Source organism: Bradyrhizobium sp. DN3, assembly GCF_041357655.1.
Taxonomy (GTDB): domain Bacteria; phylum Pseudomonadota; class Alphaproteobacteria; order Rhizobiales; family Xanthobacteraceae; genus Bradyrhizobium.
In genome coordinates this window covers 291,137-303,280 of record NZ_JAULLN010000007.1, presented here as the reverse complement: position 1 = coordinate 303,280, position 12,144 = coordinate 291,137, and the positions used below count along the sequence as shown (strand labels likewise).

At 65.4% G+C, this 12,144-nt stretch carries 11 protein-coding genes; 5 read left to right on the top strand and 6 right to left on the bottom strand.

Features of this window, described 5'->3' with window-relative positions; all coding sequences use genetic code 11:
• Positions 1–246: 246 nt before the first annotated feature.
• Genes AAE027_RS13595 through AAE027_RS13585 form a run of 3 tightly spaced genes read left to right on the top strand, consistent with a single transcriptional unit; the run spans position 247 to position 4,019 of the window.
• Entirely contained in the window at positions 247–1,461 is a 1,215-nt protein-coding gene (locus AAE027_RS13595; protein ID WP_370988476.1) for an ABC transporter substrate-binding protein, read from the top strand.
• Positions 1,462–1,468: 7 nt separating this feature from the next.
• On the top strand, positions 1,469–3,202 hold the full coding sequence (locus AAE027_RS13590; RefSeq protein WP_370988475.1) for an FAD-dependent oxidoreductase: 1,734 nt from the start codon (positions 1,469–1,471) through the stop codon (positions 3,200–3,202).
• 22 nt (positions 3,203–3,224) lie between these two features.
• Positions 3,225–4,019, top strand: a complete 795-nt coding sequence (locus AAE027_RS13585; RefSeq protein ID WP_370988474.1) for an IclR family transcriptional regulator — start codon at positions 3,225–3,227, stop codon at positions 4,017–4,019.
• Between the two features lie 175 nt (positions 4,020–4,194).
• Here the strand turns inward: AAE027_RS13585 and AAE027_RS13580 are convergent, their stop codons facing one another.
• Genes AAE027_RS13580 through AAE027_RS13565 form a run of 4 tightly spaced genes read right to left on the bottom strand, consistent with a single transcriptional unit; the run spans position 4,195 to position 8,697 of the window.
• Positions 4,195–4,974 (bottom strand): SDR family NAD(P)-dependent oxidoreductase, encoded by a 780-nt coding sequence (locus AAE027_RS13580; protein ID WP_091879761.1) that lies wholly within the window; start codon positions 4,972–4,974, stop codon positions 4,195–4,197.
• A 39-nt stretch (positions 4,975–5,013) separates the two neighbouring features.
• On the bottom strand, positions 5,014–5,757 hold the full coding sequence (locus AAE027_RS13575) for an aspartate/glutamate racemase family protein (RefSeq protein ID WP_370988473.1): 744 nt from the start codon (positions 5,755–5,757) through the stop codon (positions 5,014–5,016).
• 9 nt (positions 5,758–5,766) lie between these two features.
• Entirely contained in the window at positions 5,767–7,032 is a 1,266-nt protein-coding gene (locus tag AAE027_RS13570) for an NAD(P)/FAD-dependent oxidoreductase (protein ID WP_370988472.1), read from the bottom strand.
• A 3-nt stretch (positions 7,033–7,035) separates the two neighbouring features.
• Positions 7,036–8,697 carry a thiamine pyrophosphate-binding protein gene (locus tag AAE027_RS13565; RefSeq protein WP_370988471.1) on the bottom strand — a complete coding sequence of 554 codons (1,662 nt, stop codon included), beginning with the start codon at positions 8,695–8,697 and terminating at the stop codon, positions 7,036–7,038.
• Between the two features lie 287 nt (positions 8,698–8,984).
• On the opposite strand from AAE027_RS13565, the gene AAE027_RS13560 reads away from it, so the two are divergent.
• Positions 8,985–9,674: an aspartate/glutamate racemase family protein gene (locus tag AAE027_RS13560; protein ID WP_370988492.1), complete on the top strand. Its 690-nt coding sequence runs from the start codon at positions 8,985–8,987 to the stop codon at positions 9,672–9,674.
• Positions 9,674–10,324, top strand: coding sequence for a TetR/AcrR family transcriptional regulator (locus tag AAE027_RS13555; RefSeq protein WP_370988491.1), 651 nt, complete (start codon positions 9,674–9,676; stop codon positions 10,322–10,324). The genes AAE027_RS13560 and AAE027_RS13555 overlap by 1 nt, the downstream gene beginning before the upstream one ends.
• 164 nt (positions 10,325–10,488) lie before the next feature.
• On the opposite strand, the gene AAE027_RS13550 is transcribed toward AAE027_RS13555, so the two are convergent.
• On the bottom strand, positions 10,489–11,274 hold the full coding sequence (locus AAE027_RS13550) for an ABC transporter permease (protein ID WP_370988470.1): 786 nt from the start codon (positions 11,272–11,274) through the stop codon (positions 10,489–10,491).
• The gene (locus tag AAE027_RS13545; protein ID WP_370988490.1) at positions 11,271–12,083 is read right to left on the bottom strand and encodes an ABC transporter permease; all 813 of its coding nucleotides are present in this window, start codon (positions 12,081–12,083) and stop codon (positions 11,271–11,273) included. The genes AAE027_RS13550 and AAE027_RS13545 overlap by 4 nt, the downstream gene beginning before the upstream one ends.
• Positions 12,084–12,144 lie beyond the last annotated feature (61 nt).

Below are 12,144 nucleotides of genomic sequence, written 5' to 3'. Positions count from 1 at the left end.
CCATCAGGGCCCGCGGTCAATGGCCGCTTCTCGAGGCCGTATACATGACCGCTCCCCGATTCATTTGCTGAAGCACCAAAAAGCCCTTGCCGAGAGGGGGCCGTCCATACATGACGATGCCGAAGCAGCCGCGCCCCCTATCGGCTCTCATCCAATTATTCATTATTGACAAACTCATTCGTCAATATCTAACTTACCGCCAGAACAACCCGCCGCACCAAGCGGCCCATAAGAGAGGGAACCACAATGAAAGGGCTTCTGGCCTGCGCCATGCTCGCGGCCATGACTTCAGCAGCCATGACCACAGCGGCCACCGCGCAAGTCTCCGATGACGTGGTGCGCATCGGCGTGCTGACGGATCTGTCGAGCTGGGGCCGCGACAACAGCGGGCCGGGCTCTGTCGAAGCGGCGAAGATGGCGGTGGAGGAATTCGGCCCGACAGTGCTCGGCAAGCCGATCGAGATCATCAGCGCCGACCACCAGATGAAGACCGATGTCGGGGTGCAGATCGTGCGCGGCTGGTTCGACAACGGCAAGGTCGATGCCGTCGTCGACATTCCCAATTCCGGCATCGCGATCGCCGTGCACAACATGGTGCGCGAGCGGGGCAAGGTCGCCCTGCTCTCGGGCCCCGGTGCAAGCTCGCTGACCGACGAGCTGTGCAGCCCCAACACCGTGCATTTCACCTACGACACCTATGCGCTATCGAAGGTGACGGCCTCCGCCGTGATCAAGGAGGGCGGCAAATCCTGGTACTTCATCACCGCCGACTACGCCTTCGGCCAGCAGCTCGAGAGGGACGCAACCCGCTTCATCAACGAGATGGGCGGCAAGGTGCTCGGCGGCGTCAAGCATCCGACCAACACCGCCGATTTCTCCTCCTTCGCGCTCCAGGCGCAGAGCTCGAAATCCGACGTGGTTGCGTTCGCCAATGCCGGCCAGGACACCGACAACGCCATCAAGCAGTCGGGCGAATTCGGCCTCGTGCAGGGCGGCCAGAAGCTGGTCGGCCTGTTGATGTTCGACACCGACGTGCACGCGATCGGCCTCAAGGCCGCGCAGGGCACCTACATGACCACGGCCTCCTACTGGGCGATGGACGAGGCGACCCGCGCCTGGTCGAAGAAGTTCTACGAACGCACCAAGGTGATGCCGACCATGATCCAGACCGGCGTCTACGGCTCGGTGCTGCATTATCTCAAGGCCATCAAGGCCGCCGGAACCGACGATTCCGCCAAGGTGATGGCCAAGATGCGCGAGCTGCCGATCGAGGATACATTCGTCCATGGCGGCAAGTTGCGCGAGGACGGCCGCGTCATCCGCGACATGTATCTCGCCAAGGTGAAAAAGCCCGAGCAGTCCAAGGAGCCGTGGGACTATCTGGACATCGTCAAGACCGTGAAGGGCGAGGACGCCTTCCGCCCGGTCTCCGAGTCCAAATGTCCACTGCTGAAGAAGTGAGGCCCGCATGACCGGCACCGAGCATAGCGCAATTGAGACTTACGAGTGCGATGTGCTCGTGGCCGGATCAGGCGCCTCCGGCATGTCGGCGGCGATCACCGCGCGTTCTCGCGGCCTCGACGTGCTCATCGTCGAGAAGGAGCCGCGCTTCGGCGGCACCACCGCCCGCTCCGGCGGCTGGCTCTGGATCCCCGGCACCTCTCTTGCCAAGGCTTACGGCATCGAGGAAACACCGGAGCAGGCCCGCACCTATCTGCGGCACGAGGCCGGCAACAACTTTGATGCCGCACGCGTCGACGCATTCCTGAGCGCCGGCCCCGAAGCGGTCGATTTCTTCACCACCAAGACCGCGCTCCGCTTCGACATGCCGCTGGTGTTTCCCGACTACCATGCCGAGGCGCCCGGCGGCGCGCAGGGCGGCCGCTCCATGGTGACGCGCCCGTTCGACGGCCGCGAGCTCGGCGATCACATCAAGACGCTGGGCATGCCGCTGCCCGAGCTCACCGTGTTCGGCATGATGTTAGGCTCCGGCAAGGAGATCATCCACTTCATGCGCGTCACGAAGTCGCTGACCTCCGCGGTCTATGTCGCCAAGCGCCTGTCGCGGCATTTCATGGATGTGCTGCGCTACGGCCGCGGCATGACCTTGACCAACGGCAATGCGCTCGCAGGACGGCTGGCGAAATCCGCGCTCGATCTCAAAATTCCAATGTGGCTGTCCTCGCCGGTGCGCGAGCTGACGGTCGAGAATGGCGCCGTCACCGGCGCGATCGTTTCGCGTGAGGGACGCGACCTGCGCGTCCGCGCGCGCCATGGCGTCGTGCTCGCTTGCGGCGGCTTCCCGCACGATGTCGAGCGGCGCAGAAAGATGTTTCCGCACGCGCCGACCGGCAGTGAGCACTATTCGCCGGGACCGGCCGGCAACACCGGTGACGGTCTGCGCCTTGCGGAAAACGCCGGCGGGCATGTCGAGGATCGCCTGCCGAACGCAGCCGCCTGGGTGCCGGTGTCGCTGACCACGCGCAAAGACGGCTCCAAGGGCGTGATGCCGCATTTCATCGACCGCGCCAAGCCCGGCGTGATCGCGGTGATGCGCGATGGCAGGCGTTTTGCCAATGAAGGCAATTCCTATCACGACTTCGTCCAGGCCATGGTGAAGGCGGCCAAGCCCGGCGAGGAGATTGCCGCCTTCCTCGTCTGCGATCACAAGACGCTGCGCAAATATGGCCTCGGCTGCGTGCCGCCGTTCCCGATGCCGCTCGGCCATCACTTGAATACCGGCTATCTGTTGCGTGGTGATACGCTGGATGCACTGGCAGCGAAGGCCGGCATCGATGCCAAGGCGTTCACCGAGACCGTCAAGCAATTCAATACGACCGCGCCGCAAGGCCACGATGCCGCCTTCGGCAAGGGCTCGAAGGCCTATAATCGCTATCAGGGCGACGCTCTGCACGGCCCGAACCCCTGCGTCGCACCGATCGAGAACGGGCCGTTCTACGCCATCAAGATGGTGATCGGCGATCTCGGCACCTATGCGGGCATCGTCACCGACGAGAACGCGCGGGCGCTCGACGCCGAAGGCCGTGTGATTCCCGGGCTCTATGCCGCCGGCAACGACATGGCGAGCATCATGGGCGGCAATTATCCCGGCGCTGGCATCACGCTTGGGCCGGCGCTGACCTTCGGCTACATTGCCGGACGACACCTTGCCGACAGCGCCGCCAAGCGCAAGGCGGCCTAAGCGGACGCACGCCAGGAGGCGCATGAAGAGGGAAAGCCGCGGCATCCAGTCGATCGAGGTCGGCGGAGAACTGCTCCGTGCGCTCGCAAGGAGCGGCGAGCCGATGATGCTGCGCGATCTCGCCCGCGAGGCCGGCATGACGCCGGCCAAGGCGCATCCTTATCTCGCCAGCTTCTCCCGCATCGGGCTGATCGAGCAGGACGAGACCACCGGCCGCTACGAGATCGGCGCGCTGGCGCTGGAGCTCGGCCTGATCAGCCTGCGCCGCCTCTCCGGCGTGCGCATCGCACGTCCCAAGATCGCGGCGCTCGCGAGCCAGATCGGCCACGCGGTCTCGCTCGCGGTCTGGGGCACGCACGGTCCGACCGTGGTGCAACTGGAAGAGCCGGCCCATCCCGTCCACATCGTGATGCGGGCCGGCTCGGTGATGGCGCTGCTGGAGACCGCGACCGGCCGCGCCTTCGCCGCCTTCCTGCCGGAGAAGACCATCAATGCCGCGCTCGAAAGCGGCCTCGACCGCCACGGCGTCGGCTACAATCCCAAGCGCGCGGTGAAAGGCGCGAAGGTCGCCGAGATGCTCGCTGAAGCGCGCAAGCACGGTCTCGCCCGCGCGCTCGGCGATCCCCTGCCCGGCGTCAATGCGTTCTCAGCACCGGTGTTCGATCATTCCGGCCATGTCGCGCTGGTCATCACCGCGATGGGCCCGGAAGGCACCTTCGACGCACGCTGGGACAGCCCGATCGCCCATGCGCTGCGCGACTGCGCCGGCGCCATCTCGAAGCGGCTCGGCCACGGCATGACGGTCGCGGCGGAGTGAAGGGCGAGCTGGCTGCACAACCACCGCTGTCATGCCCCGCCTAGTGCGCAATTGCGCACGGGGGCGGGGCATCCAGTACGCCGCGGCCCATCGGTTCTATCACTGCTGTCTCGGAGTACTGGATCGCCCGGTCAAGCCGGGCGATGACAGCGAGTGTGGGACGACCTTCCCAGCCCTACTTCTCCCTCACCGGCACCGTGTAATTCAGGATCAGCCGGCCGCCATCTGGATAGATCGTCTGCCCGGTGATGTAGGACGCATCGTCACTGGCAAGAAACGCCACCACCGACGCCACCTCGCTCGGCTCGCCGCCGCGGCCTGCTGGCGTGCGCGACAACACGGTCTTGCGCGCATCCTCGGACGTATAGATCGCCGAGGCCACCATATCGGTCAGGATCGTGCCCGGCCCGACCGCGACGACGCGGATGTTGTGCGGCGCGAGCGCGACGGCGGCCACCGACGTCAGTTGCTTCATGCCACCCTTGGAGATGGCGTAGGTCGCAAGCGTCGGAATCGCCAGCAGCGCGTTCACCGAGGACATGTTGATGATGACGCCCCCTCCGCCCTGCGCGATCATCTGCTTCGCGGCGGCCTGCACGCCGAAGAACGCACCTTTCAGATTGATGCCGATGACCTCGTCGAAATCCTGCTCAGAGATGTCGAGAATGTCCTGGTTGCGGGCCACGCCCGCGTTGTTGACCATGATGTCGAGCCGGCCGAACTCCCGGACTGCTGTGGCGACCGCGCGATCGACGTCCGCGCGCCGCGCGACGTGGCACGGCAGGGCATACAGCTCCTTGGGCTTGCCCAGCTCGTTGACCGTCTTCTCGAGCGCATCCGTGTCGACGTCGGAGATGACCACCTTGACGCCGTCGTCCAAGAATCTCTTCGCGCAGGCCTTGCCGATGCCGCGCGCCGCGCCGGTGATGACGGCGACCTTGCCGGATAATTTCATGGGCTCACTCCAGAACTTGTGACGATCTCACGAACGCGTTCACGCAAAAACGCGCGGGCGCAGTCCAGCATGAAACCAGGTGATCATGGAATAGATGTCGTAAACCGGCAATCCAACCTCGGCCTGAAGCGCGGCCGCATAAGGCGGCATGTTGGTGCATTCGAGCACGATGGCGCCGACATCCGGGTTCCCAGCGACGAGCGCCTTGCCGGCCTCAACAACGTCGCGCTCGGCCTGCACGACGTCCATGTCGTCCTTCTCGGCCTTGATCAGGACGCGGAAGAATTCCTTACCGTTCTCGGTGCCGACCAGCGGCGTATCGAGCGGCACGCCGGCACCTTCGAGATGGGCGGGTGAGAGCGTCGAGCCGGATACCGTGACGAGGCCGACGCGCTTGCCCGGCGGCAAGGTCGCCTGCACCCACGGCACCTGCAACAGCGAGGAGGTCGCAACCGGCACGCCGACGGCGGCCGCGATCTCCTTCTGGAACAGCGACAGGAAGCCGCAATTGGTGGTGATCGCTTCGGCCCCGAGCCGCACCAGATCCTTGGCCGCATCGATGAAATCAGGCAGCAGGCCGGCCGCGCCCTTCAGCACCACCCTCTTCGGCGAGGCGCCGCTCACCACGCGATACAGCACGGGGAACGGCCAGGTCGTGCCGTTGCCCATGTCGCCGGGAACGCGAGGAAAGCGCGCTTCCAGCATCAAAATGCCGAGCGGCGCGCCATAGATGGCCTTGCCGCCACGGGCGATGCGGGAGGACGAATTGGCTGGATGGGTCATGGTGCGTTCTCAGAGGAAACGATCGGGTGCGAACGGCGCGAGCGGGATCTCAGGCTGCTTGCCGCTGAGAAGCTGCGCGACGAGACGGCCGGTGCGCGCCGAGCCGACCAGGCCGACATGGCCATGGCCGAAGGCATAGACGATGTCGCGCGAGGCCCGCGCATAGCCGATGCAGGGCCGTCCATCCGGCATGCTCGGACGATGACCGAACCAGGTTTTGATGCGCGAGGCCGGAATGTCCTTCGGCAGTTTTGGGAACATGCTGATGAGGTGGTTGCGCAGAATCTCGGCACGCTTCCAGTTCGGCGCGACCTCTAAGCCGGCGATCTCGACCGTGCCGGCGGCGCGCAGGCCCTTGTCGGTCCAGTTCACCACCATCTTCGCATCTGACGCCATCATCGAGCTGCGCGGCCCAGATTCCGGGTTCTCGATCATGACGTGATAGCCACGCTCGGTCTCGAGCGGCAGCGGATCACCGACCGATGCAGTCAATTGCTTCGAGCGGGCGCCCGCCGCAACCACGGCGGCATCGCAAGGGATCTCGCCGCTCTCGGTGACGACGGCGACGAGCGTGTTGCCCGAGAGCTTGAGGCCCGTTGCCTTGGCCCGCACGTGCTTCGCACCGCTTGCCAGCGCATGTTGCGCGAGGGCCGCGACATAGGCACCGGGATTGCGGCAGCGGCCGGCCTCCTCCACCACCACGCCAAAGGTGTAGCGCGGATGCAGGTCGGGCTCGCGCTGGCGCATCTCATCGGCGTTGAGCTCGAGCCATTCGACACCGACCTTCTTGCGCAGGCGCCAGCCGAGATCGTTGTCGAAATTGCCGCGCGATGGGAACACGTGCATCACACCGTTGCGCTCGATCAATTCAGGCACGCCCGCCTCCTCCGCGAGCTTCTTGTGCAGCAGCGGTGCGTCCTTCAGCAGATCACGCAGCGCAAACGCCGTCTTCTCGACCCGCGCCTCGGTCCAGCCCGCGAGCAAATACTTGATCAACCAAGGCAGCGCCTTCGGCAGATAAGACCAGCGGATCGCGAGCGGGCCGAGCGGGTCTATCAGATAACCCGGCACCTTCTTCCAGACGCCCGGCTCGGCCGGCGGGATCACCGAATGCGATGACAGCCAGCCGGCATTGCCATAGCTCGCCGCCTGCTCGCCACCGGGCTCGCCCGGATCGATCAACGTGACGCGATGGCCCTCGCGCAGCGCTTCGATGGCGCTGATCACGCCGACCGCGCCGGCGCCGATGATGGCGACGTGGCGGCCGGCCGCCATCGCTTAAGCCTTCACCGCTGGCACAAAATCCTTGCCGACCGAGATCGCGCGCGGATCGATGATGCAGTGGAGGATGGACGGCTTGCCCGAGGCGAGCGCGCGCTCGAACGCGGGTGCGAACTCCTCGGTGCGCTCGACGCGCTCGCCATGGCCGCCGAACGCCTTCGCGTACATCGCGAAATCGGGGTTCTTGAGCTGGGTGCCGACGACGCGGCCGGGATAGTCGCGCTCCTGGTGCATGCGGATGGTGCCGTATTGCGAATTGTCGACGACGATGACGATCAGCGGCGCGTCATACTGCACGGCGGTCGCGAACTCCTGGCCGTTCATCAGGAAGCAGCCGTCGCCGGCAAAGGCGACGACGACGCGATCCGGGTATTGCCGTTTTGCCAGCACGCCCGCCGGCACGCCATAGCCCATCGAGCCCGAGGTCGGCGCAAGCTGCGCGGCAAAGCTGTGGAAGCGATGGTGACGATGGATCCAGCCGGCATAGTTGCCGGCGCCGTTGCAGACGATCGCGTCCTTCGGCAGGCGGTCGCGCAGCCAGGTCATGATCTGGCCGTACTGGAACCTGCCCGGCAGCTCGCGCGCCTTTTCGGTCCAGGCGAGATAATCGGCATGTGCCTTCGCGGCCTCGCCCTTCCAGGCCACCGCACCGGAAGGCTGCAGCGTTTCGACCGCGGCGGCGAATGCGGCGGGCGTCGCCTGGATCGCAAGGGCCGGCTGATAGACGCGGCCGAGCTCCTCGGAGCCCGGATGCACGTGGATCAGCTTCTGCTGCGGGGTCGGAATGTCGAGCAGCGTGTAGGACGAGGACGGCATCTCCGACATGCGGCCGCCGATGAGCAGAATGACGTCGGCGCCCTCGATGCGCGCCTTCAGCCCCGGGCTCGGCCCGATGCCGAGATCACCGGCGTAATGCGAATGGTCGGCGTCGATCAGCGAGGCCCGGCGGAACGAGGTCGCGACCGGCAGGTCGAACCGTTCGGCGAACCGCGCGATGCTCCTGGTCGCCTCGTCGGTCCAGCGCGACCCGCCGAGGATGACGAGCGGTGCCTTGGCGCCGGCGAGCATGGCGCCGAGCTTTTCGATGTCGGCCGGCGCCGGCCAGCTCGCCGCGGGCTCGATCCGCATAGCGTCCGCAACCGCCGCGGTCTCGGTCAGCATGTTCTCGGGCAGCGAGATCACCACGGGACCCGGGCGGCCCTGCATGGCGACGCGGAAGGCGCGCGCCACCAGCTCCGGAATGCGGTCGGGGCGATCGATCTCGACCGCCCATTTCGCCATGGTGCCGAACACCGCCTTGTAGTCGAGCTCCTGGAACGCCTCGCGCTCGCGCATGCCGGTGTCGACCTGGCCGACGAACAGGATCATCGGCGTCGAGTCCTGCATCGCGATGTGGACGCCGTGGCTGGCATTGGTCGCGCCGGGTCCGCGGGTGACGAAGCAGACGCCCGGACGGCCCGTGAGCTTGCCATAGGCCTCCGCCATCATCGCGGCGCCACCTTCGGCGCGGCAGATCACGACGTCGATCGGGCTGTCATGCAGCGCATCGAGCGCCGCCAGATAGCTCTCGCCCGGCACGCAGGTGACGCGCTCGACCCCTTGCGCGACCAGCTGGTCGATCAGGATCTGGCCCCCGGTGCGGGTGTTGCGAATGGTCATGACGGCTCCCTCAAGGCTTTGGCGATGCGCCCGAGCGCCTCGCCATTATGTGCGGAATTGGCGTAGGACAGGCCGACAGGACGCGCAAGATCGAAAGACTTCTCGCCGCCTGCGCAGGCGTCATGCCCGCCCTTGCCGTTTGCACTGATCGGGCTCTGAGACCACGTCCACGCAATCCCGGCGTCCGCCAGGGGCCACACGCCAACCCGTCTAATTTTCCCATCATGATGGCGAGCTTCGACGTCTTCGTCTACGATCCGGCCGGACCAACTCGTCTGGAGACCGAAATGCAAACCATCGGCCTGATTGGAGGCATGAGCTGGGAGAGCACCGCGCTCTACTATAAGCTCATCAATGAGCGGGTCCGCGACCGCAAGGGCAAGCTGCATTCGGCGCCGCTGCTGATGTATTCCTACGATTTTCAACAGATCAAGGAAATGCAGTACGCCGATCGCTGGAGCGAGGCGGCGGCCAGCCTGGCGGAGGTCGCACGGCGGCTCGAAAGCGCCGGGGCCCGTGCGATCGTGTTGTGCACGAACACGATGCACAAACTGGCACCCGATATCATGTCGAGCTTGACCGTTCCATTCATTCATATCGGGGACGCAACGGCGCAGCGCATCCGGGCCAAAGGGTACCGGCGCCTCGGGCTCCTCGGCACGAAGTTCACGATGGAGCAGGACTTTTACATCGACCGGCTGCGCGCGCATGATCTCGACGTCCTGGTTCCTCCCGCCGACGCGCGCGCCGACGTGAACCGCATCATCTACGATGAGCTGTGCCTCGGAACTGTCACCGCTCCCTCGCGCCGGCGCTATCAGGAGGTGATGGCAGCGCTCGTCACCGCCGGCGCGGAGTGCATCATCCTCGGCTGTACCGAGATCACGATGCTGGTCGGCCCGGACGACACGTCAGTCGAGACGTTCGACACGACGGCAATTCATGCCGAGACGGCGGCCGATTTCGCCATGGGATGATGCTCGAACGCATGCCGCTCCCATCGAAGCGCATCAACGACCCCGAGCGCACCAAGCGCGACATCCTCGAAGTGGCGATGGCCGAATTCGCCCGCGAGGGCTATTCCGGCGCGCGGGTCGACGCCATCGCCGCCCGGACACGCACGTCGAAGCGGATGATCTACTATTATTTCGGCGGCAAGGAGCAGCTCTACCTCGCGGTGCTCGAAGAGGCCTATCGCAGCATCCGCGCGCTGGAGGACCAGCTCGACATCGAAAGCTGCGACGCCCGCGAGGGATTGCGCCGCCTGATCGAGGCCACCTTCGACCATGACGAACGCAATCCGGACTTCATCCGCCTCGTCAGCATCGAGAATATCCACCATGGCAAGCATCTGAAGCAGAACCCGCAGCTGCGCCAGCTCAACGCCAGCGTGATCGCGACGCTCGACGGCATCCTGAAGCGCGGCCGCGACGAAGGTGTCTTCCGCGACGACGTCGACGCCATCGACCTGCACCTCGCCATCTCCTCCTACTGCTTCTTCCGCGTCGCCAACCGCGACACCTTTGGTGCGCTGTTCGATCGCGACCTCAGCGAACCCGGGGTGCTGGCGAAGAGCCGCACCCAGATCGTGGAGATGATTTTGGCGTGGCTGGGGGCGAAGGGGTGAGGGTGTGGCCCGCCACAAACTCAGCCGTCGTCCTGGCGAAGGCCAGGACCCATACCGCGAGGTCTTTCGGTTGCGGATGGTACTAGTCCCGAACGACCAATCTTCGCCAAAACACTCCCTGGGGTAATGGGTCCTGGCTTTCGCCAGGACGACAATAACTCGCCTCACCCACCCTTCTTCTGCCGCGTGCTTGCCAGTAGCACCAGCATGAAGGAAGCTGCCGTCATCAGCGTCGAAATCGCGGCGATGGTCGGGTCGATCTCGTCGCGAAGCGCGGTGAACATGCGCTTGGTCAGCGGCTGGAACTGGCCGCCGGAGATGAACAGCGCGACGATGGTCTCGTCCATCGCCGAGATGAAGGCGAAGATGCCGCCGGCGAGCACGCTGGACTTGATCTGCGGCAGCGTCACCGCGAAGAAGCTGCGCAGGCGGTTCATGCCGAGGCTGCGCGCCACTATCTCCTGCGCGGGGTCGAAGCTCTGCAGGCCCGCGAGCACCGAGATGACGACATAGGGTAATCCCAGCATCACGTTCGCGAGCACGAGGCCGGGCATGGTCGCGACCAGGCCGACCTTGGCATAGACGAAGAAGATGCCGACCGCGGTGATGATGATGGGCACCACCAGCGGCAGCAGCAGCGCCATGTGAATGATGCGCATGATGCGCAGCTTCGACTGGCTGATGGCATAGGCGGCGGCCACGCCGAGCGGGGTCGCGATCACGACAGTCAGCAGCGCGACCGTCAGCGTCACCCGCGTCGCCTGCATCCAGGCGGAGTTGGCGAAATATTGCTGGTACCAGCGCAGCGAGAACGACGGTGGCGGGAAAGTCAGGAACCGCGCGCTCGAGAACGAGATCGGCGCGATGATCAGCACGGGAAGGATCAGATAGACCAGCACCAGCGCGCTGATCACGTAGAGAGCAATCCGTGCGGGCGAGGCGCGCATCATTTCTGCCCCAACACGCGATCGAGCGAGATGAAGCGGCTGACGACGAAGAAGATCAGGAGCACGCTCACGAGCAGCACCACCGCGACCGCGCTGGCCGCCCCGAACTGATTGTAGAGCTCGACATTGCGGCTCACCAGCATCGACACCATCACGGTGCGGCCGCCGCCGAGCAGCTCCGGCGTGATGTAGAAGCCGAGGCAGAGCACGAACACCATGGTGCAGCCAGCGAGCACGCCCGGCAGCGACAGCGGCAGGAACACGCGGAAAAATGTGAGCGACGGGCTCGCCCCTAAGCTGGCGCCGGCCTGCATGAGATCGCCGGGGATCTTCTGCATGGTGGCATAGAGCGGCAGCACCATGAACGGCAGCAGGATGTGCACCGTCGCAACCACCGTGCCGAACGTGTTGTGGACCAACGCGAGCGGCTCGGAGATCACGTCCAGATAGCGCAGGAACTGGTTGATCACGCCGGTGCGCTGCAGCAGCGCCAGCCACGCATAGGCCCTGACCAGCACGCTGGTCCAGAACGGCAGCACCACCAGCGACAGGATGAGGATGCTCCACGCTTTCGGCACCGAGTTGGCAAGATAGGCCACGGGATAGCCGAGCAGCAGCGCGATTCCCGTGACCGCGAGACTGATCTCGAAGGTCAGCGCAAAGCTGCGCCAATAGACATCCTCGGTGAAGACGCGGCGATAATTCTCCAGCGTGAAGCCGTCGTGGTAGACCGACTGCCAGGCGAGCCAGCCGACCGGCAGCACGATGAGCGCCAAGATCACCAGCAGCGCCGGCGACACCAGCGCCAGCATCAGGCCGTGCTCGCGGCGCTGATGCTTCTGCGATGGATCGGACACGGATGTCGTCAAGGCT

What these genes read in the sequence shown, in the direction of transcription:
- AAE027_RS13595 (WP_370988476.1), top strand. Translation starts at nt 247, where the DNA reads ATGAAAGGGCTTCTGGCCTGCGCCATGCTCGCGGCCATGACTTCAGCA.
- AAE027_RS13590 (WP_370988475.1), top strand. Translation starts at nt 1,469, where the DNA reads ATGACCGGCACCGAGCATAGCGCAATTGAGACTTACGAGTGCGATGTG.
- AAE027_RS13585 (WP_370988474.1), top strand. Translation starts at nt 3,225, where the DNA reads ATGAAGAGGGAAAGCCGCGGCATCCAGTCGATCGAGGTCGGCGGAGAA.
- AAE027_RS13580 (WP_091879761.1), bottom strand. Translation starts at nt 4,974, where the DNA reads ATGAAATTATCCGGCAAGGTCGCCGTCATCACCGGCGCGGCGCGCGGC.
- AAE027_RS13575 (WP_370988473.1), bottom strand. Translation starts at nt 5,757, where the DNA reads ATGACCCATCCAGCCAATTCGTCCTCCCGCATCGCCCGTGGCGGCAAG.
- AAE027_RS13570 (WP_370988472.1), bottom strand. Translation starts at nt 7,032, where the DNA reads ATGGCGGCCGGCCGCCACGTCGCCATCATCGGCGCCGGCGCGGTCGGC.
- AAE027_RS13565 (WP_370988471.1), bottom strand. Translation starts at nt 8,697, where the DNA reads ATGACCATTCGCAACACCCGCACCGGGGGCCAGATCCTGATCGACCAG.
- AAE027_RS13560 (WP_370988492.1), top strand. Translation starts at nt 8,985, where the DNA reads ATGCAAACCATCGGCCTGATTGGAGGCATGAGCTGGGAGAGCACCGCG.
- AAE027_RS13555 (WP_370988491.1), top strand. Translation starts at nt 9,674, where the DNA reads ATGCTCGAACGCATGCCGCTCCCATCGAAGCGCATCAACGACCCCGAG.
- AAE027_RS13550 (WP_370988470.1), bottom strand. Translation starts at nt 11,274, where the DNA reads ATGATGCGCGCCTCGCCCGCACGGATTGCTCTCTACGTGATCAGCGCG.
- AAE027_RS13545 (WP_370988490.1), bottom strand. Translation starts at nt 12,083, where the DNA reads ATGCTGGCGCTGGTGTCGCCGGCGCTGCTGGTGATCTTGGCGCTCATC.